Source organism: Citrobacter sp. wls711, assembly GCF_005281055.1.
GTDB classification, from domain to species: Bacteria; Pseudomonadota; Gammaproteobacteria; order Enterobacterales; family Enterobacteriaceae; genus Citrobacter; species Citrobacter gillenii.
On record NZ_SZXC01000050.1, the window covers coordinates 151,267 to 172,048 of the forward strand.

Annotated in this window: 16 protein-coding genes; 8 read left to right on the forward strand and 8 right to left on the reverse strand. The window is 53.4% G+C overall.

What is annotated here, in order from left to right; all coding sequences use genetic code 11:
* Positions 1–50 precede the first annotated feature (50 nt).
* Genes pqiC through rlmKL form a run of 5 tightly spaced genes read right to left on the reverse strand, consistent with a single transcriptional unit; the run spans position 51 to position 7,552 of the window.
* Entirely contained in the window at positions 51–614 is a 564-nt protein-coding gene (gene pqiC / locus FDW98_RS15855) for a membrane integrity-associated transporter subunit PqiC (RefSeq protein WP_096757644.1), read from the reverse strand.
* Positions 611–2,251 (reverse strand): intermembrane transport protein PqiB, encoded by a 1,641-nt coding sequence (pqiB, locus tag FDW98_RS15860; RefSeq protein WP_096757645.1) that lies wholly within the window; start codon positions 2,249–2,251, stop codon positions 611–613. Before pqiB ends, pqiC begins: the two co-directional genes overlap by 4 nt.
* Before the next feature lie 4 nt (positions 2,252–2,255).
* Positions 2,256–3,509, reverse strand: a complete 1,254-nt coding sequence (gene pqiA / locus FDW98_RS15865) for a membrane integrity-associated transporter subunit PqiA (protein ID WP_096757646.1) — start codon at positions 3,507–3,509, stop codon at positions 2,256–2,258.
* 14 nt (positions 3,510–3,523) lie between these two features.
* Complete coding sequence (locus tag FDW98_RS15870) at positions 3,524–5,431, reverse strand: ABC transporter ATP-binding protein (RefSeq protein ID WP_096757647.1); 1,908 nt, start codon at positions 5,429–5,431, stop codon at positions 3,524–3,526.
* Positions 5,432–5,443: 12 nt separating this feature from the next.
* Positions 5,444–7,552 carry a bifunctional 23S rRNA (guanine(2069)-N(7))-methyltransferase RlmK/23S rRNA (guanine(2445)-N(2))-methyltransferase RlmL gene (rlmKL, locus tag FDW98_RS15875; RefSeq protein WP_096757648.1) on the reverse strand — a complete coding sequence of 703 codons (2,109 nt, stop codon included), beginning with the start codon at positions 7,550–7,552 and terminating at the stop codon, positions 5,444–5,446.
* 98 nt (positions 7,553–7,650) lie between these two features.
* Here rlmKL and FDW98_RS15880 point away from each other — a divergent pair, with 98 nt between their 5' ends.
* Positions 7,651–8,760, forward strand: coding sequence for a YcbX family protein (locus FDW98_RS15880; protein WP_096757649.1), 1,110 nt, complete (start codon positions 7,651–7,653; stop codon positions 8,758–8,760).
* On the opposite strand, the gene zapC is transcribed toward FDW98_RS15880, so the two are convergent.
* Both zapC and pyrD read right to left on the reverse strand, forming a co-directional pair.
* Positions 8,757–9,299 (reverse strand): cell division protein ZapC, encoded by a 543-nt coding sequence (gene zapC, locus FDW98_RS15885; RefSeq protein ID WP_096757650.1) that lies wholly within the window; start codon positions 9,297–9,299, stop codon positions 8,757–8,759. The two genes, FDW98_RS15880 and zapC, sit on opposite strands and share 4 nt — an antisense overlap.
* Positions 9,300–9,464: 165 nt before the next feature.
* On the reverse strand, positions 9,465–10,475 hold the full coding sequence (pyrD, locus tag FDW98_RS15890; RefSeq protein WP_096757651.1) for a quinone-dependent dihydroorotate dehydrogenase: 1,011 nt from the start codon (positions 10,473–10,475) through the stop codon (positions 9,465–9,467).
* A gap of 243 nt (positions 10,476–10,718) precedes the next feature.
* Here pyrD and ssuE point away from each other — a divergent pair, with 243 nt between their 5' ends.
* Genes ssuE through ssuB form a run of 5 tightly spaced genes read left to right on the forward strand, consistent with a single transcriptional unit; the run spans position 10,719 to position 14,970 of the window.
* Positions 10,719–11,294, forward strand: coding sequence for an NADPH-dependent FMN reductase (gene ssuE, locus FDW98_RS15895; RefSeq protein ID WP_096757652.1), 576 nt, complete (start codon positions 10,719–10,721; stop codon positions 11,292–11,294).
* A complete protein-coding gene (locus tag FDW98_RS15900) occupies positions 11,287–12,261 on the forward strand; it encodes a sulfonate ABC transporter substrate-binding protein (protein ID WP_096757653.1) in 975 nt (324 codons plus the stop codon). Before ssuE ends, FDW98_RS15900 begins: the two co-directional genes overlap by 8 nt.
* Complete coding sequence (gene ssuD, locus FDW98_RS15905) at positions 12,258–13,403, forward strand: FMNH2-dependent alkanesulfonate monooxygenase (RefSeq protein WP_096757654.1); 1,146 nt, start codon at positions 12,258–12,260, stop codon at positions 13,401–13,403. The genes FDW98_RS15900 and ssuD overlap by 4 nt, the downstream gene beginning before the upstream one ends.
* Positions 13,404–13,414: 11 nt before the next feature.
* Positions 13,415–14,206, forward strand: coding sequence for an aliphatic sulfonate ABC transporter permease SsuC (ssuC, locus tag FDW98_RS15910; RefSeq protein ID WP_096757655.1), 792 nt, complete (start codon positions 13,415–13,417; stop codon positions 14,204–14,206).
* On the forward strand, positions 14,203–14,970 hold the full coding sequence (ssuB, locus tag FDW98_RS15915; protein ID WP_096757656.1) for an aliphatic sulfonates ABC transporter ATP-binding protein: 768 nt from the start codon (positions 14,203–14,205) through the stop codon (positions 14,968–14,970). The genes ssuC and ssuB overlap by 4 nt, the downstream gene beginning before the upstream one ends.
* Before the next feature lie 104 nt (positions 14,971–15,074).
* On the opposite strand, the gene pepN is transcribed toward ssuB, so the two are convergent.
* Positions 15,075–17,687, reverse strand: a complete 2,613-nt coding sequence (pepN, locus tag FDW98_RS15920; RefSeq protein ID WP_096757657.1) for an aminopeptidase N — start codon at positions 17,685–17,687, stop codon at positions 15,075–15,077.
* A 265-nt stretch (positions 17,688–17,952) separates the two neighbouring features.
* Here pepN and pncB point away from each other — a divergent pair, with 265 nt between their 5' ends.
* Both pncB and asnS read left to right on the forward strand, forming a co-directional pair.
* The gene (gene pncB, locus FDW98_RS15925) at positions 17,953–19,155 is read left to right on the forward strand and encodes a nicotinate phosphoribosyltransferase (protein ID WP_096757658.1); all 1,203 of its coding nucleotides are present in this window, start codon (positions 17,953–17,955) and stop codon (positions 19,153–19,155) included.
* 167 nt (positions 19,156–19,322) lie between these two features.
* Positions 19,323–20,723 carry an asparagine--tRNA ligase gene (gene asnS, locus FDW98_RS15930; RefSeq protein ID WP_096757659.1) on the forward strand — a complete coding sequence of 467 codons (1,401 nt, stop codon included), beginning with the start codon at positions 19,323–19,325 and terminating at the stop codon, positions 20,721–20,723.
* The last annotated feature ends 59 nt before the right edge of the window (positions 20,724–20,782 follow it).

Genomic DNA, 20,782 nt, shown 5'->3' on the forward strand with positions numbered 1-20,782 from the left:
ACCGCCCAGGGCGCTGAGCCGAAGGCGGTGTAATTTACAATTATTTAAGCTTAAGGAATGCGTTTCAGTTCTTGAGCGATAGCCGTCGCCTCCTGACTCCATGCGCTGGCCAGTACCTTCACCATCTCATCATAGCCATCTTGCGTCTGCATGGCTTCGATGTGGAACGGGCGCTTAATCAGTTGTCCCTGGTGATTCAGCAACCATTCACCACTGACGATCACTTTACCATCGTAGCGGCCATGGAAGCCGGTTACCGTCACATTGAGCGTGTCCTGCGTACTGCCCAACGGTTGAGAGGCAACCACCCACCCTGGCAACTGCGTGCTCAGGTTGGCGACGAGAGTGTTACGCAACTGCTGATCTAACGGGCTGGCCCACAGATTACTGTTGGCAATAACGTACTTCACATCACTGGTTTGGTACACCACGCCATTACCTGCCAGGTAATCCGGTACCGCCACCTGCTCAACCCACAACAGACGGTTACCCTGGTTAGCGCTACTCTGTACGCCCCCTTGGGCGATAGGGAGCTGGTAATAGCTTTTATTCTCTCCGCTGGAGCTACATGACGTCAGCCAGACCGCCATCATCACCACTAGCCACTTTTTCATTGTTTCGCCCTCTTCGGCTCTGGATCTTTTTTGTCCTTCGCTTCAAACACCAGCGCGTTACTCTTATCGTTCAACGTTTTCAATACCGGCTGCAGCTCACGCAGAACCTGATCAAGACGCTGCATATCTGCCACCATCTTGTTATAGGCCGCAGAACCTGGCTGGAAGCCCTGCATACTACGATTCAGTTCGCGCAGTGTATTCTGCATATCCGCAGGAAGCTGCTGCATCGACTGGCTACCGGTGATCTTATTCATGTTATCCAGCGTCGTTTGCAGATGTTTCATCGTGCGCTGGCTTTCTGAAAGCGTCGTGGTCGCCTGCTCGATCATCGGATTCAGCGGCAGATTATTTATCTTATCCAACGCTTCCATCAAACGTTGCTGGATCTGCGCCAGACCACTACTCACGGTCGGGATAATTTGATAACCATTAAATTCGCGCACGCCCGAAATTGGCGGTTCTTTCGGATAGAAGTCCAGATCGACATACAGCGCCCCGGTGACCAGATTCCCTGTTTTCAGGGAGCCTCTTAACCCACGCTTGAGCAATTCCGCCAGATGGGAACCGACATCAGTATCCTCCCCCAACTGCGCCTTCAAGCGTTCAGGTTCAATACGCACCAGCACCGGAATACGGTAATCATCATTGAACACCTGACGCATATTCGGGGCAAAGAAAGGCACCTTGCTAACCGTACCGAGGCGAATACCACGGAACTCCAGCGGCGCACCTGGCTGCAACCCGCGAATCGAGTCTTTAAAGAACATCAGGTAATCAATGTGATCCGTATACAGCGAGTCCTGAATACTTTTTTGATCGTCATAGAGGCTGAACGTAGCCTGTTGTGCAACCGGCTGGCCTTGTTCTAACCCCTCCGGCACATCAAAGCTGACTCCACCGCCAAACAGCGTAGTTAGCGATCCCATTTCTACGCGCATCCCCGCTGAGGTGAGATCGACGGCAATACCGCTGTCCTTCCAGAAACGTACGTTGCTGGTGACCAGGCGATCGTTTGGCGCATTAATGAAAAGCTGATAGCTGATGGAGCGTTTTTGCGCATCAAAGGTGCTGGTCTCAACTGACCCTACGCGATACCCGCGGAACAACACCGGGTCTCCCGGGCTAAGCTGACCGGCTTTTTTGCTGTCCAAAATCACGCGGATCCCCTTCGCATCTGGCGGTGCCAGCGGTGGAGAGTCCAGCAACTGATAATTGGCGAGCTGGCTGCCTTTGTTACCCGGCTGCAGTTCAATATACGCCCCGGATAACAGCGTGCCTAAGCCACTGATACCTTCACGTCCCACCTGCGGCTTCACTACCCAAAAGACCGAGTCTTTATGCAGCAGCTTTTCCATACCAGAATTGAGACGTGCTTTAATCTCCACATGCGTCAAATCGTCGGTCAGTGTGGCGCTCTCAACGACACCGACATCCACGCTGCGGCTCTTGATCGTGGTTTTACCACCTTCAATACCTTCAGCGTTGGTTGTAATCAGCGTGACGACCGGCCCCTGATGACTGTAGTGATAAAACAGGACCCACGCGCCGATGAGTGCGGTGACGATTGGGAATATCCACACGGGCGACCAGTTTTTAACCTTTTGCACTTTGGCTTCCCCACTTTTAGATTCCATGCTGTCAGGACTCCTCATGGCCTGGTTCTGGTTCACGGTCCCACGACAGACGTGGATCAAACGTCATCGCAGAAAACATTGTCATAATGACGACTAAAGCAAACATCAATGCACCCATTGCAGGATAAATGTTCATCAACCCTCCCATACGCACCAGCGCAGAGAGTACCGCAATAACAAAAACATCGATCATTGACCAACGACCGACAAATTCCACAACTTCATAAATGAAATGCATACGTTCACTGTCGCGTTTGCCGTGCCCTTTGGCATCCCAGCACAGCCAGGCAATGGCGATCATTTTTAGCGTCGGCACCAGAATACTGGCAATAAAGATGACCGCCGCCACTGGATAAGAACCTTCGCTCCAGATTAAAACGACGCCTTCAATAATGGTTGATGGCAGTTTTGACCCTAACAAATCGGTAATCATGATCGGCATAATATTGGCGGGCAGATACAGCATGATCGACGTGAACAGGAGTGCCAGCGTCCATTGCAGACTGTTTTTACGTCGCACGTAGCCCGTTGTCTGACAGCGCGGGCAGACCGGCTCGTCAGCGGGAAGAATCGCGGTACAACAGGAGCAGGAACGTAGCCCCTGGTGAATACCAGGTACACCGGGCTTTAAGACCTGCTTAACCTCCGGCATTGGCGCGATATCATCCCACAGCCAGCGACGATCAACACACTGAAAGGCGCGCAGCTGAAGAACGCAAAACAGGCACCACGGGATAAAGCTGCTCCCCACGCCGATATCGCCATAGGCCATCAGCTTAACAAAGCTCACCAACACGCCTGCGAGGAAAATTTCTGCCATTCCCCAGCTTTTTAACTGAAACAGAATCCGCGCCAGCCACGCTTTCAGCCGCCAGGGCATCTCAACCCGGTTCACCAGCAATAAGATGGTGAACAGGCAAAAAGCAGGAACCAACTGCACGAATAATAAAAAGAAGGTGCCAAGACTGGCGTAGTCTTCTGAAAACAGAACGCCGGGGATTTCCAGCAACGTGACTTCGCTGCTCACCCCTGCGACATTCATGTTCACAAAGGGAAAAAGGTTCGATAAAAGCAGCATGAACAATGCTGCGATAACATACGCGGTGGGACGCTGTCTTGGCGCGTCCCACGCAACGGTTAATGTCGTGCCACATCTTGGACATGCCGCTTTTTGACCATGCGTCAGGCTCGGTAATGCCACCAGCATGTCACACTGCGAGCACAAAATATGCTTCGCGGCATGGTGATGTTCGCACATATGCGCTCCTTTAATTATGCGCCATTCTTCAAAGACTCAAGATACTCCCAGCGCTCAAAGGCTTGCTCAAGTTCTTGTTCCGCTTCGCTCAGATTAGCTAATACCTGCTGCGTTTGCTCATGTGGCTGACTGAAAAAAGAAGCATCAGCAACCTGGGCCTGCAACGTTTCCAGTTTAGCTTCCAGCTCTTCAAGCTGCGCAGGGAGCTGCTCCAGTTCGCGCTGGTGTTTATAGCTTAGTTTGCTGGTGCCGCGTTTTACAATTTCTGCTTTAGGGGCAGCAACTTCCTCTGTTTTTTTGGCAACAGGCTGTTTAAACGCCACATACTGTGACTGCTGCTCACGTGCGTCATGGTAACCGCCTACATAACGACCAATTTTGCCGCCGCCTTCGAAGATCCAACACTCGGTAACGGTGTTATCAACAAACTGACGATCGTGGCTAACCAGCAACACGGTTCCCTGATAACCGTCAATCAACTCTTCGAGAAGTTCCAGCGTTTCGACGTCGAGATCGTTCGTTGGTTCATCGAGAATCAAAAGATTGCTGGGCTTCAGAAAAAGACGCGCCAGTAACAGACGGTTTCGTTCCCCACCGGAGAGCGCACGCACTGGTGTCATCGCACGCTTAGGGTGGAACAGGAAGTCCTGCAGGTAGCCCAGCACGTGACGTGGTTTACCGTTGACCATCACCTCTTGCTTACCTTCCGACAGGTTATCCATGACGGTTTTATCCGGATCCAGCTCCGCGCGGTGTTGGTCAAAATAAGCCACTTCCAGCTTGGTACCGACATGGATACGACCGCTGTCAGCCTGTAACTGACCCAACATCAGCTTGATTAGCGTTGTTTTACCGCAACCGTTAGGTCCAATTAGCGCAATTTTGTCACTACGCTGTACCTGCGCCGAGAAGTCTTTCACCAGTTGTTTACCGTTAATCTGGTAATCAACATTCTCCATTTCAAAGACGATTTTACCCGAACGGCTCGCCTCTTCGACCTGCATCTTCGCAGTACCCATCACTTCACGACGCTCGCCACGCTCACGACGCATCGCCTTCAGCGCACGTACGCGGCCTTCGTTACGTGTACGGCGCGCTTTAATGCCCTGACGGATCCAGACCTCTTCCTGCGCCAGTTTGCGATCAAACTCCGCATTCTGTAGCTCTTCTACACGCAGCGCTTCTTCTTTCTCCAGCAGGTACTGATCGTAATTACCCGGATAGGTCACCAGCTTGCCGCGATCGAGATCGACAATACGCGTTGCCATATTGCGAATAAACGAACGGTCGTGAGAAATGAAGATGATCGTTCCATTGAAGGTTTTCAGGAACCCTTCCAGCCAGTCGATGGTTTCGATATCCAGATGGTTGGTCGGTTCATCCAGCAACAATACGCGTGGATTGCTGACTAACGCCCGGCCCAGTGCGGCTTTACGCAGCCACCCCCCGGAAAGCGATGCCAGTTCCATGTCTGGCTCCAGCCCAAGCTGTTCCAGTACTTCATTGATGCGGTTTTCCAGTTGCCACAGATTGTGGTGATCCAGCTGTTCCTGAACCTTCGCCAGTTCCTGCAGGTTTTTATCACTCGGATCGGTGATCACCAGATGCGAAATATCATGGTAACGCTTGAGATACACCGCCTGCTCTGCAATCCCTTCGGCAACGAAATCGTAGACGGTACCCTGCACGTTACGCGGCGGATCCTGCTGCAGACGTGCCACAACCAGATCCTGTTCATAAATAATACGTCCGTCGTCAAGACCCTGCTCACGGTTGAGGATCTTCATCAGCGTCGATTTGCCCGCGCCGTTACGGCCAACCAGACAAACGCGCTCGTTATCTTCGATATGCAGTTCAGCATTATCAAGAAGCGGCGCATCGCTGAACGACAGCCATGCACCATGCATACTGATTAATGACATTTATTTTTCCTTTCAGGCTGCGGTAATCAGCCAGCAATTGTGGATCTGACGGTTACGGGCAAAGTCCTGAGAAAGCGTTTTTTGGGTAATTTCTTGTGCTTTCAATCCCAGTTCAGCCAGTCCGTCGAGATCCATACGGAATCCACGTTTGTTGTTAGAGAACATGATCGTGCCGTCTTTACGCAGCAGACGCTTCAGATCTTTCATTAGCGCCAGATGATCGCGCTGCACGTCAAACGAGTCTTCCATACGTTTTGAGTTAGAGAAGGTCGGTGGATCGATGAAGATCAGATCAAACTGTTCATTGGCTTCGCGCAGCCAGCCCAGGCAGTCGGCCTGAATTAAACGATGCGCGCGGCCGCTCAGCCCGTTGAGTCGCAGGTTACGTTCCGCCCACTCCAGATAAGTACGAGACATATCGACCGTTGTGGTGCTGCGCGCACCGCCAAGCCCGGCGTGTACGCTGGCGCTGCCGGTATACGAGAACAGATTGAGGAAATCTTTACCCTTGCTCATCTGGCCCAGCATGCGGCGCGCTATACGGTGGTCCAGGAACAGACCGGTATCAAGATAGTCGGTCAGGTTAACCCACAGGCGCGCGTTGTACTCGCTCACCTCAATAAATTCACCCTTCTCATTCATCTTCTGATACTGGTTTTTCCCTTTCTGCCGTTCACGGGTTTTCAGCACCAGTTTATTCGGCGCAATCTCCAGTACCGACAGCGTGGCGGCAATGATGTCAAACAGACGCTGGCGAGCCTTCTGGGCATCAACCGTCTTCGGCGGCGCGTATTCCTGAACCACAACCCAGTCACCGTAGCGGTCGACCGCGACGTTGTATTCTGGCAGGTCAGCATCGTACAGGCGATAGCATTCAATGCCTTCCTGACGCGCCCATTTTTCCAGCTTTTTGATATTTTTACGCAGACGGTTAGCGTAGTCTTCCGCCACCGTGGCAGGCTTGCTGTCTGCGGTGGTTTCCGCGACGTGATAGTTTTTTTGTACGCAATCCAGCGGGCCATTTTTGGCTTTAAACTGCTTGTCAGCGCGCAATTGCAGACTGCTGAGCAAATCCGGTGAGGCGCTGAACAGCGACAGATTCCAGCCGCCAAACTGGTTTTTCATCGTGCGGCCCAGCAGGCTGTGCAATGCGATCAGCGCCGGTTCGCTATCCAGACGTTCACCGTACGGCGGGTTGCTGATAACGGTACCATACGGACCTTGCGGTAGCGGGTTACTCAGTTTCGCTACGTCTTTGACGTCAAATGTCACCAGATCGGCAATCCCAGCGCGGCGGGCGTTGCTGCGCGCTTTCTCAATCACTCGGACGTCGCTATCAGAGCCATAGAAGTGCGACGTATAGTCCGCCAGCCCTTTACGCGCGCGAACCTGTGCTTCCGCTTTCACCTCTTGCCAGACCGCTTCATCATGCTGCGCCCAACCGTTAAAGCCCCAGTAGCCACGGTGCAGACCGGGTGCGCGATCGGTTGCCCACATCGCGGCTTCAATCAGCAGCGTACCGGAACCACACATCGGATCGAGCAGCGGCGTACCCGGCTGCCAGCCAGAACGCATCACGATAGCCGCAGCCAGCGTCTCTTTGATCGGCGCCTGACCGGCACGATCGCGATAGCCGCGCTGATGCAGACCATCACCGCTAAGATCGAGGGCTATGCTGGCGGTATCTTTGTTCAGCCAGACGTTGATACGCAGATCCGGGGATTCGCGATCCACATTCGGACGGGCCATATTTTTACGGGTAAAGGAATCGACAATCGCGTCCTTTACTTTTAATGCGCCGTACTGGCTGTTGCGAATGGTGTCGTTCAAGCCGCTAAAATGCACGGCAAACGTCGCTCCAGGGTTAAATATCTCTGTCCAGTCGATTGCCTGAACACCGAGGTACAGATCAAGATCGCTGTAGACCTTGCACTCTCCCATCGGCAGGATAATGCGCGAGGCCAGGCGGCTCCACATCAGGCTCTGGTAAACAAGCCGCGTGTCGCCCTTAAAATGGACCCCACCCTGAACCACCTGGCACTCCGCGGCGCCGAGGTTTTCCAGTTCAGTTTTTAACAGCTCTTCCAGCCCACGGGCCGTACTGGCAAACAGAGAATTCATAATGTCACTTTTACTCCAATAAAATTGCTGCGCATTATAGCTAATCTCGCGCCCTTGTCATAAAGTTGAAGGCTTATTTTCGTTCGAGGGGCTGTACAGTGGTAACGTTAACCCGACTTTTTGTTCATCCGGTTAAATCAATGCGCGGTATTGGGCTCACGCACGCCCTGGCAGACGTTAGCGGTCTGGCCTTTGACCGCATCTTTATGGTTACCGAACCCGACGGAACGTTCATCACCGCCCGGCAGTTCCCCCAGATGGTCCGTTTTACCCCTTCCCCTTTACACGATGGGTTGCACTTAACCGCACCCGCCGGCAGCAGTGCGGTGGTCCGTTTTGCCGACTTCACCACCCAGGATGCGCCAACAGAAGTCTGGGGAAACCATTTTACTGCACGTATCGCGCCAACAGCTATCAATCAGTGGCTCAGCGGTTTTTTCTCGCGCGATGTACAGTTGCGCTGGGTTGGCCCACAGCTAACCCGCCGGGTCAAACGCCACGACGGCGTACCGCTCTCGTTCGCCGATGGTTTTCCTTACCTTCTGACTAATGAAGCCTCACTGCGCGATGTGCAGCAACGCTGCCCAGCCAGTATCCGAATGGAGCAGTTTCGCCCCAACCTGGTGGTCTCAGGGGCTAGCGCCTGGGAAGAAGACACCTGGAAGGTGATTCGCATTGGCGAGGTCATCTTTGATGTGTCAAAACCCTGCAGCCGCTGTATTTTCACCACTATCAGCCCTGAAAAAGGCCAGAAGCATCCGTCCGGCGAGCCGCTGGCAACGCTGCAAACCTTCCGCAGTGCGGTGGACAACGGCGATGTTGATTTCGGTCAGAATCTCATTGCCCGCAACAGCGGCGTGATCCGCGTTGGCGATGAAGTTGAAATTTTGGCCACCGGGCCCGCCCGAGCTTACGGCGCGGTGGCTTCCGATGACACTGTTGCACAACAGCAGCAGCCTGATGCCAGCGTACTTATCGACTGGCAGGGGCACACCTTTCGTGGCAACAATCAACAGGTGTTACTGGAACAACTGGAAAACCAGGGGATCCGGGTTCCTTATTCGTGCAGGGCGGGGATCTGCGGATGCTGCCGGATTCGGCTGGTAGAGGGCGAAGTCAGTCCGCTGAAAAAATCAGCGATGGGTGATGACGGGACGATTCTTTGCTGCAGTTGTGTGCCAAAAACAGCGGTCAGGCTGGAGAGTTAAACGGCCTGCTCAAGGCTGAAACTGTCGACAGGGAGTTGCGGTTTCAGTCTGTCATTCATGATTTTAATGGCGTCGCCAAGCTGCATGGTGCGCCCGGCAATAACCACGCCCGGTTGTGCCAACAGACACAGGGCCGCATTTTCCCCCGGCTCAACCACTAACAGATTGACCTGTTCCTCGGTATCGCTTAAATACACGCAGGCAGCGTCACCTGTCCTCGGTGACCAACTAACAGTGTGCGCCACAAAGTGCCAGCTTTTTGGCATTTGCGGTTTTAGATAACGAATAGCCACCAGCGCATTGAGTACCAGCTCCGCTTTTTGTTCTTTGGCTAAATCCAGATCACGGCATTTTTCTTCAAAAGAAAAATAAAGCGCGGCATCATCAACGCAAAAACCGGACGGAGAGAATGCATCGGGTGTGAGCATTTTGCGCGCAAAACGCGAACGAAATAACATGCCATTGGCTAAATCGAGCATCATACGATCGTGCTCTTCATCATAATACCAGCGCCAGTTATCGTCGGGTTTAATTCGCATCAGTATCTCTCCATTCCTTAATCATCGTCGTTACGACAGTATCCTTTTGCCGCTTCGTTTATTGCCCTAATAATAAAAGCTCAGAATGTTTAAATAAGCAACAGTAAAGGAATATAAAACAACCAGGGCCAGAAATAAAGCCCTGGTTTGTGATTAAGGTAGTATTCAGATATTGGTGATGATTTCTTTAATCAACGGCGGGCCTTTAAAAATAAAGCCGGAATAAATCTGAACCAGGGAAGCCCCTGCGGCTATTTTCTCACGCGCAGCGATGACTGAGTCGATACCGCCAACCCCGATAATCGGCAGTTGCCCTTTTAATTCCCGGGACAACATGCGAATAATTTCGGTGCTTTTTAATTGTAACGGTCGACCACTCAGGCCACCCATTTGATCGCAATTTTTCATTCCCTGTACCAGGGAGCGATCGAGCGTGGTGTTGGTGGCAATGACGCCATCAATATTATGGCGAACTAAACTGTCGGCTACCTGGATCAGTTCTTCTTCAGAAAGATCCGGGGCGATCTTTACCGCCACCGGAACATATTTATGGTGGATCGCCTGGAGATCGTTTTGCTTATTTTTAATTGCCGTCAGCAAATCATCCAGCGCTTCGCCGTATTGCAGCGTGCGTAACCCTGGTGTATTAGGTGAGGAAATATTAATCGCAATATAGCCAGCATAAGCATAGACTTTTTCCATACAAATCAGATAGTCATCTTTACCATTCTCTACCGGGGTATCTTTGTTCTTACCAATATTGATCCCCAGAATGCCGTCAAAATGCGATTTCTTAACGTTCTCTACCAGGTTATCAACGCCCAGGTTATTGAAGCCCATGCGGTTGATCAAACCTTCTGCGTCAACCAGACGGAAAAGACGTGGCTTATCATTACCCGATTGAGGACGTGGCGTCACGGTGCCTATCTCAATTGAGCCGAACCCCATTGCACCGAGTGCATCAATGCACTCCCCGTCTTTATCCAGCCCGGCGGCAAGACCGAGCGGATTCTTAAATGTCAGCCCCATGCAGGTCACCGGTTTTGCCGGTACTTTCTGGCGGACAAGCGCTTCGAGCGGCGTGCCCGTAATGCGACGTAATTGCTGGAATGTCAATTCATGAGCGCGCTCTGGATCGAGCTGAAAAAGGGCTTTACGAACGAAGGGGTAGTACATGAACTCTCCTGGATTCCCGGTGTGCAAACCGGGGGCGTATTATGTGCGATCATGAACAAAAAGGGAATTGACCTGCGGCAATAAAACGCAAACGTTTTCTTTCTTCTCCTCGTTTTATGCATTTTTCAACTTTTCTATCCCGCATAAATCATTTCGATAAACAAAATCTCTCTGCCAGACTGCACAAATTGTTATCAATGTTAAATAAAAACGAACAATTGGTTATAAGGAGAGAATATAAATATGCGCGTTATCACTCTGGCGGGAAGCCCACGCTTCCCCTCTCGCTCCAGCGCCCTACTGGAATATGCGCGAGAAAAACTGCATGGACAGGATGTCGAGGTCTATCACTGGAATCTGCACAATTTTGAGCCCGAGGATCTGATCTATGCGCGCTTCGACAGTCCGGCACTGAAGACGTTTATCGAACAGTTGCAGGATGCAGACGGACTGATTGTCGCCACGCCGGTCTACAAAGCGGCCTATTCCGGGGCATTGAAAACCTTGCTCGACCTGCTCCCCGAACGTGCACTGGAAGGCAAAGTCGTGTTGCCACTGGCCACCGGCGGCACCGTGGCACATTTACTGGCCGTCGATTACGCCCTGAAACCAGTACTCAGCGCACTGAAGGCCCAGGAGATCCTGCACGGCGTTTTCGCCGATGATTCGCAGGTTATTGATTATCAACATAAGCCGCAGTTTACGCCGAACCTGCAATTACGCCTGGACAGTGCACTCGAGACCTTTTGGCAGGCGTTGCAGCGTCGTGATGTCCAATTTGTGCACGTGAACACGCTGCGGGGTGCCGCCCATGCTTAATTTACTCAAACGCCATACATCGTGGCTGGCGCTGACCGGACTGCTGTCTTTATCCACGCTGGTTCACGCCGCAGAGACCGCGCCAGACGCCCTGCGCATTGGCTATCAGAAAGGCAGCGTCAGCATGGTGCTGGCTAAAAGCCATCAGTTGCTGGAAAAACGTTACCCGCAAACAAAAATCTCCTGGGTGGAGTTTCCAGCCGGCCCGCAAATGCTGGAGGCGCTCAATATCGGCAGCATCGATCTGGGCAGCACGGGTGATATCCCGCCGATTTTTGCTCAGGCCGCCGGGGCCGATCTGGTCTATGTCGGCGTCGAACCGCCAAAACCGCATGCAGAAGTGATTTTGGTACCGAAAGACAGCCCCATCCACACCGTCGCAGAACTTAAAGGGCATAAGGTCGCCTTCCAGAAAGGCTCCAGCGCGCACAATCTGCTGTTGAGGGCCCTGCAGCAGGCCGGGTTGAAGTTTACCGATATCCAGGCCACCTGGCTGACGCCCGCCGATGCGCGTGCCGCTTTCCAACAGGGGAATGTGGATGCATGGGCAATTTGGGATCCGTACTACTCCGCCGCCTTGCTGCAGGGTGATGTACGCGTACTCAAAGACGGAACCGATCTTAAACAGACCGGATCGTTTTATCTCGCCGCACGCCCTTATGCCGAGAAAAACAGCGCATTTATTCCTGGCGTGCTGGACACCTTCAGCCAGGCCGATGCCTTAACGCTCAGCCAACGCCAGCAGAGCATTACCCTGTTGGCGAAAACAATGGGGCTGCCTGAGCCGGTCATAGCGTCCTATCTGGACCATCGCCCGCCAACCTCCATTACGCCCGTCAGCGCTTCTGTTGCCGCATTGCAGCAACAAACTGCCGATCTGTTTTATGACAATCGGCTGGTGCCGAAAAAAATCGACATTCGCCAGCGTATCTGGCAACCCACCCAGCAGACAGGAGCAAAATTATGAGTCTGAACATGTTCTGGTTTTTACCCACTCACGGTGACGGCCATTATCTGGGAACAGAAGAAGGTGCACGCCCGGTCGATCATGGTTATCTGCAACAAATCGCGCAAACTGCCGACCGCCTGGGATTTACCGGGGTACTGATCCCGACAGGCCGCTCCTGTGAAGATGCCTGGCTGGTTGCCGCCTCAATGATCCCAGTCACCCAGCGGTTAAAATTTCTGGTCGCGCTGCGCCCCAGCGTGACGTCCCCCACGGTGGCAGCACGCCAGGCGGCGACGCTCGACAGACTGTCTAACGGTCGGGCGCTGTTTAATTTGGTAACCGGGAGCGATCCACAAGAGTTAGCAGGTGATGGTGTTTTTCTCGATCACACTGAGCGTTATGAAGCCTCCGCTGAATTTACCCAGGTATGGCGACGCTTGCTACAGGGCGACACCGTGGATTTTAACGGTAAACACGTTCACGTCCATGGGGCAAAACTCTTTTTCCCGCCCGTGCAACAACCCCATCCGCCACTGTACTTCGGCGGGTCTTCCGACGTAGCGCAGGAACTGGCCGCTGAGCAGGTGGATCTCTACCTGACCTGGGGTGAACCGCCCGAATTGGTGAAAGAGAAGATAGAGCAAGTACGGGCAAAAGCAGCGGCGCTTGGGCGTAAGATCCGCTTTGGTATTCGCCTGCACGTGATTGTGCGCGAAACCACCGCAGAGGCATGGCAGGCAGCGGATCGCCTGATTGCCCATCTGGATGATGACACCATTGCCAAAGCCCAGGCCGCTTTCGCCAGAACCGACTCTGTGGGCCAGCACCGAATGGCAGCGCTGCACAACGGCAAGCGCGACCAACTGGAAATTAGCCCGAACTTGTGGGCGGGCGTTGGACTGGTACGTGGCGGGGCCGGGACCGCACTGGTGGGGGATGGTCCAACGGTGGCGGCACGGATTAACGAGTATGCCGCGCTGGGTATCGACAGCTTTGTGTTGTCCGGGTATCCACATCTGGAAGAGGCGTACAAGGTCGGCGAACTGCTGTTCCCGCATCTGGATGTCTCGATCCCAGAAATACCGCAGCCGCAACGCCTGCATCAACAAGGTGAAGCCGTGGCGAACGAATTTATTCCGCGTAGCGTCGCGCAACGCTAAGGAGCCCGATGATGGCAACGCCGCAAAATAAGTGGTTACTGCGCTTTGCTCCGTGGTTTTTACCGGTTGGTCTGGTGGCGCTCTGGCAGCTGGCATCGTCCATGGGCTGGCTGTCCACCCGCATCCTGCCCTCTCCGGAAGGTGTGGTGGAAGCCTTCTGGACGCTTTCCGTCAGCGGTGAGCTTTGGCAGCATCTGGCGATCAGTACCTGGCGGGCAGCGATCGGCTTTTCTATTGGCGGATCGATTGGCCTGACGCTGGGGCTGATAAGCGGCCTGTCACGCTGGGGGGAACGGTTGCTGGACACCTCGGTGCAGATGCTGCGTAACATACCGCATCTGGCGCTGATCCCTCTGGTCATTTTGTGGTTCGGTATTGATGAATCCGCCAAGATCTTTCTCGTTGCACTGGGTACCTTGTTCCCTATTTACATCAATACCTGGCACGGGATCCGCAATATCGATCGCGGGCTGGTGGAAATGGCTCGCAGCTATGGGTTATCCGGTATTTCACTGTTTATCCATGTGATCCTGCCCGGCGCTCTGCCCTCGATCATGGTAGGCGTACGTTTTTCCCTTGGGCTGATGTGGCTGACGCTTATCGTGGCAGAAACCATTTCAGCGAACGCTGGCATCGGCTACCTGGCAATGAATGCCCGCGAATTTCTGCAAACGGATGTGGTCGTGGTGGCCATCATTCTCTACGCCCTGCTCGGCAAGTTGGCCGACATCAGCGCGCAACTACTGGAACGTAGCTGGCTACGCTGGAACCCGGCTTACCATGCGAAGGAGGTCACCGTATGAATACCACGCGTTTAAATCAGGGAATTCCGCTACTGCTTAGCGGCGTAACAAAACGCTACGGCGCCAATACGGTGCTCAATCAGCTAGATTTGCCTGTTCCAGCGGGGCAATTTGTTGCCGTGGTGGGCCGCAGCGGCGGCGGGAAAAGTACCCTGCTGCGTCTGCTGGCCGGTCTGGAATCGCCCACCTCAGGGGAATTGTTCGCCGGCACCGCGCCGCTGGCAGATATTCAGCATGATACGCGAATGATGTTTCAGGACGCACGCCTGCTGCCGTGGAAGTCGGTCATTGATAACGTAGGACTGGGCCTTAATGGCCACTGGCAAGATGCAGCCCGGGATGCACTGACGTCTGTTGGGCTGGAAAATCGGGCGCAGGAATGGCCTGCCGCCCTTTCCGGTGGGCAAAAACAGCGCGTGGCGCTGGCACGGGCACTGATTCATCGTCCCGGATTACTGTTGCTGGATGAACCACTGGGCGCACTGGATGCGTTAACCCGTCTGGAAATGCAAGATTTGATTGTCTCGCTGTGGCAAAAGCAGGGATTTACCGTACTGCTGGTCACCCATGATGTCAGCGAAGCGGTGGCGATGGCCGATCGCGTGTTGCTGATTGAAGAGGGAAAAATTGGTCTGGATTTGACGGTAGATATTCCACGTCCACGCCGACCAGGTTCAGTGCGCCTGGCAGAACTGGAAGCAGAAGTATTGAATCGGGTGATGCAGCGTGGCGAGGCAGAACAGTCAATCCGACTGCATGGATAAACATTCAGGACATTGTAGGCCCGGTAAGCGTGAGCGCCACCGGGCATTTTGCCGGATGGCGGCTTTACCGCCTTCTCCGGCCTACAAAACGACAGGTCAACGTCTCAGGCTAACGCTTTGGTTATCTTCTCGAACAGATCGCCGGACAGATTCTCCAGACCTTTCAGTTGCTCGAGCGCCGCACGCATCTTCGCCTGGCGTTTGGCATCATAACGTTTCAAGCGGATCAGCGGCTCAATCAAACGTGAGGCCACCTGCGGGTTACGGCTGTTCAGCTCGGTCAGCATGTCGACCAGGAACTGATAACCGCTACCGTCTTCTGCATGGAACGCCGCCGGGTTGCTGCCCGCGAAAGCGCCAATCAAAGAACGAATACGGTTCGGGTTGCTCATGCTAAAGGAACGATGCTGCAACAGGCCGCGTACCGTTTCCAGCACGTTGTCCGCCGGGCTGGTGGATTGCAGGATAAACCATTTATCCATCACCAGACCGTCATGATGCCACTTGTCGTCATACGCCTGCATCAGCGCATCGCGACACGGCAACTGCGCCGCTACCGCCGCTGACAGGGCCGCCAGCGCATCAGTCATGTTATTGGCTTCACGGTACTGCTTGCTCACCAGGGTATCTGCCAGATGCGTTTCGCCGAAAGCCAGGAAACGCAGACAAGCATTACGCAGCGTGCGTTTGCCAATATCGCCATGCTCAACGCGGTATTCTGCAAGATGGTTGGCGTTATACACGGCCAGGAACTCATCTGCCAGTTCGGCAGCCAGCGTACGGGTTAACGCCTCGCGCACGTCGGTAATCGCCACTGGATCGATAATCTCAAACAGCTCGGCAATTTCATTCGCCGAAGGCAGCGTCAGGATTTCTGCCGCCAGCGCCGGATCGATTTTCTCATCCAACAAAATGGCACGGAACGCATCAGCCACGTGCACCGGCAGCGACAGCGGTTGCCCTTGCTGATGGCGAGCAACGTTCAGCTTGATATAGGTGGCCAACAGGCTTTGCGCCGCATCCCAACGAGAGAAATCGTTACGCGCGTGACGCATCAGGAAGGTTAACTGCTGATCGCTCCATTTATATTCCAGTTTTACCGGTGCAGAGAATTCGCACAGCAGCGCCGGAACCGGCTGGAAGTAGACGTTATCAAAGACAAAGGTTTGTTCCGCCTGGGTGACGTTGAGCACAGAATTCACCGGATGCCCGCCTTTTTGCAACGGGATCACTTTGCCTTCGTTGTCGTACAACTCAATGGCAAAAGGAATATGCAGCGGCAGTTTTTCTGCCTGATCCGGTGTAGCCGGCGTACGTTGGCTTATCGTCAGCGTGTACTGTTCGGTGGCCGGGTTATAGTCATCACGTACGGTCACAATCGGCGTACCGGACTGACTGTACCAACGGCGGAAATGCGAGAGATCGACGTTAGACGCATCTTCCATCGCCTGCACGAAATCATCACAGGTCGCTGCGCTGCCATCATGGCGCTCAAAATAAAGCTGCATCCCCTTCTGGAAATTCGCTTCACCCAGCAGGGTGTGGATCATCCGGATCACTTCTGCGCCCTTTTCGTACACGGTCAGGGTATAGAAGTTGTTCATCTCAATGACACTATCCGGGCGGATAGGATGCGCCATCGGGCTGGCGTCTTCGGCAAACTGCAGACCGCGCATGGTACGCACGTTGCTGATCCGATTAACGGCACGAGAGCCAAGGTCGGAGCTAAACTCCTGGTCGCGGAACACGGTTAAGCCTTCTTTCAGGCTCAACTGGAACCAGTCGCGGCAGGTCACACGGTTGCCGGTCCAGTTGTGGAAGTATTCGTGGCCGATCACGCGCTCAATATCGAGGTAATCTTTGTCGGTGGCGGTATCGGTACGCGCCAGCACGTATTTGGAATTAAAGATGTTCAGACCTTTATTCTCCATCGCGCCCATATTAAAGAAGTCCACCGCGACAATCATGTAGATATCGAGGTCATACTCAAGGCCAAAACGCTCTTCATCCCACTTCATGGAATTTTTCAGCGAGGTCATCGCCCACGGTGCGCGATCCAGATTGCCGCGGTCGACGTACAGCTCTAACGCCACTTCTCGCCCGGAACGGGTGGTAAAGGTGTCACTCAGAACATCGAAATCACCGGCTACCAGGGCAAACAGGTAGCATGGTTTCGGGAACGGATCCTGCCACTGTAACCAGTGACGACCGTTGTCCAGTTCGCCCTGAGCAATGCGGTTACCGTTAGACAGCAGGAACGGATAGCGGGTTTTATCGGCGATAATTTTAGTGGTAAACCGTGCCAGCACGTCAGGACGGTCGAGATACCAGGTAATATGGCGGAAACCTTCTGCTTCGCACTGCGTGCACAGCGCTTCGCCGGACTGATACAGGCCTTCCAGTGCGGTATTCGTCGCCGGACTGATTTCATTCACGATACGCAGCGTAAAACGTTCCGGCAGGTGGCTGATGACCAGCGCCCCTTCTTCTTCTTTATACTCTGTCCACGGTTCGTCGTTCACGTGGATTGACACCAGGGTCAGATCCTCGCCATTCAGGCGCAGAGGGGCATCAGACGCACCATGACGGACAGCCTGGCTCACGGCAGTGACCACGGTTTTTTCAGCATCCAGGTCAAAGGTCAAATCAATATCAGTAATCTGGTAATCCGGCGCACGGTAGTCGTGGCGGTATTTGGCTTGTGGCTGTTGTGTCATAAAAAACCTTTAGCATCTATGGTAGAGTCTCGGGTTCAGTCTATTCCTGTTGCGTAAATCGCGCTACGCAGAATGTTCATCTTTTCAGGCACAAACACCCTTTTTGCTACATTTGTATAACACGAGGCACGAATTGCCCTCGACCAGAAAGTCAGCTTATGGTGTGATCGGGGTTCAATAAATCGCTAAACAGGGTATACTCCAGCGGTTTTCTTAGTTGTTTATTGTACTAAACGCTCCCGTGAGAGGATGCTACTGCGCACCTATGACACAATTCGCTTCTCCTGTTCTGCACTCGCTGCTGGATACAGATGCTTATAAGTTGCATATGCAGCAAGCCGTTTTTCACCACTACTATGATGTACAAGTAGCGGCTGAATTTCGTTGCCGTGGCGATGACCTGCTCGGTATTTATGCCGATTCTATTCGCGAGCAGGTGAATGCTATGCAGCACCTGCAACTGCAGGAGGACGAGTACCAGTGGCTCTCCGGCCTGCCTTTCTTTAAAGCTGATTACCTCAGCTGGCTTCGCGATTTCCGCTATAACCCGCAGCAGGTATGCATCACCAACGATAACGGTAAGCTGAATATTCGTTTAACCGGCCCGTGGCGTGAAGTCATCATGTGGGAAGTCCCGCTGCTGGCAGTGATTAGCGAGCTGGTGCACCGCTACCGTTCGCCAGAAGTCGGTGTGCCGCAGGCGCTGGATGAACTGGAAGGCAAACTAGTCGAATTCTCTGCTTTAACGAAAGATGTCGATATGTCCCGCTTCCATCTGATGGATTTTGGTACGCGCCGTCGTTTTTCGCGTGACGTGCAGCAGGCGATTGTTAAACGTCTCCAGCAAGAGCCATGGTTTGTGGGCACCAGTAACTACGATCTCGCCCGCCGCCTGTCATTAACGCCAATGGGGACTCAGGCACACGAATGGTTCCAGGCTCATCAACAAATTAGCCCTGAACTTGCCACCAGTCAGCGCGTCGCACTTGCCGCCTGGTTGCACGAATACCCTAATCAACTCGGCATTGCGCTGACCGATTGCATCACCATGGACGCCTTTTTACGCGATTTCGGCGTTGAGTTTGCGACCCGCTATCAGGGTCTGCGGCATGACTCTGGCGATCCGCTGGAATGGGGTGAAAAAGCCATCGCGCATTACGAGAAATTGGGTATCGATCCACTGAGCAAAACGCTAGTGTTCTCCGATAATCTCGATTTGCAGAAAGCAATCGAACTGTATTGCCACTTCTCTTCTCGCGTGCAGCTGAGTTTTGGGATTGGCACGCGCTTAACCTGCAATATTCCTCAGGTCAAGCCGCTGAATATCGTTATCAAGCTGGTCGAATGCAACGGCAAACCGGTGGCGAAGTTGTCCGACAGCCCGGGTAAAACTATTTGCCATGATAAAGCGTTTGTCCGCGCGCTGCGCAAAGCCTTCGATCTTCCGCATATCAAAAAAGCCAGTTAATCTCTCCAGGGAGTCGTTTCGACTCCCTTTTCGCGTTTATTTCCGAAATCTTTCACTCCAGCTACGAATTCTGCTTGTCTGATTGCAGATGCCAGGTAACATAGGTATCCCCCCCATTTACGGGTGGACATGTGTTTATATATCCGACTATTAACAGAGAGACTATTATGAGCGTAGTGCCTGTAGCCGACGTACTCCAGGGCCGCGTAGCCGTTGACAGCGAAGTCACCGTGCGCGGATGGGTGCGTACCCGCCGAGATTCAAAAGCTGGCATCTCCTTCCTCGCCGTTTATGACGGTTCCTGCTTTGATCCTGTACAGGCCGTCATCAATAATTCTCTGCCCAATTACAATCAAGACGTATTACGTCTGACGACGGGCTGCTCGGTTATCGTAACGGGTAAAGTCGTTGCGTCTCCAGGACAGGGACAGAGCTTTGAAATCCAGGCAACCGAAGTTGAAGTGACCGGCTGGGTTGACGATCCTGATACCTACCCAATGGCCGCTAAACGTCACAGCATTGAGTACCTGCGTGAAGTGGCGCATATGCGTCCGCGCACCAACATGATTGGTGCAGTCGCGCGCGTTCGTCATACGCTGGCGCAAGCGCTGCATCGTTTCTTCCACGAGCAGGGTTTCTTCTGGGTATCCACTCCGCTGATCACCGCTTCCGATACCGAAGGCGCCGGTGAAATGTTCCGCGTTTCAACGCTGGATCTGGAAAACCTGCCGCGTAACGATCAGGGTAAAGTCGATTTCGATAAAGACTTCTTTGGTAAAGAAGCGTTCCTGACCGTTTCAGGTCAGCTGAACGGCGAAACCTACGCCTGTGCCCTGTCCAAAATCTATACCTTTGGACCGACCTTCCGTGCAGAAAACTCCAATACCAGCCGCCACCTGGCTGAGTTCTGGATGCTGGAACCGGAAGTTGCGTTTGCCGATCTGAACGATGTTGCGGGTCTGGCTGAAGCCATGCTGAAGTACGCGTTCAAGGCCGTACTGAATGAGCGTGCAGATGACATGAAATTCTTCGCCGAACGTGTCGACAAAGACGCGGTTTCACGCCTGGAGCGTTTCATTGAGGCTGACTTCGCGCAGGTGGATTACACCGACGCGGTAAGCATTCTGGAAAAATGCGGTAAAAAGTTCGAGAACCCGGTTTACTGGGGCGTGGACCTGTCTTCCGAGCATGAACGTTACCTCGCGGAAGAGCACTTTAAAGCGCCGGTAGTGGTTAAAAACTACCCGAAAGACATTAAAGCGTTTTATATGCGCCTTAACGAAGACGGTAAAACCGTCGCGGCAATGGACGTACTGGCGCCGGGAATCGGTGAAATCATCGGCGGTTCCCAGCGTGAAGAACGTCTGGACGTGCTGGATGCCCGTATGCTGGAAATGGGTCTGAACAAAGAAGACTACTGGTGGTATCGCGATCTGCGCCGCTACGGCACCGTTCCGCATTCCGGTTTCGGTCTGGGCTTTGAGCGTCTGATAGCCTACGTTACTGGCGTACAAAACGTGCGTGATGTTATTCCGTTCCCGCGTACACCGCGTAACGCCAGCTTCTGATCCTGAATGATTCTGCCAAAGGCCAGCATTGCTGTAATGCTGATCAGTTAAGGATCGGT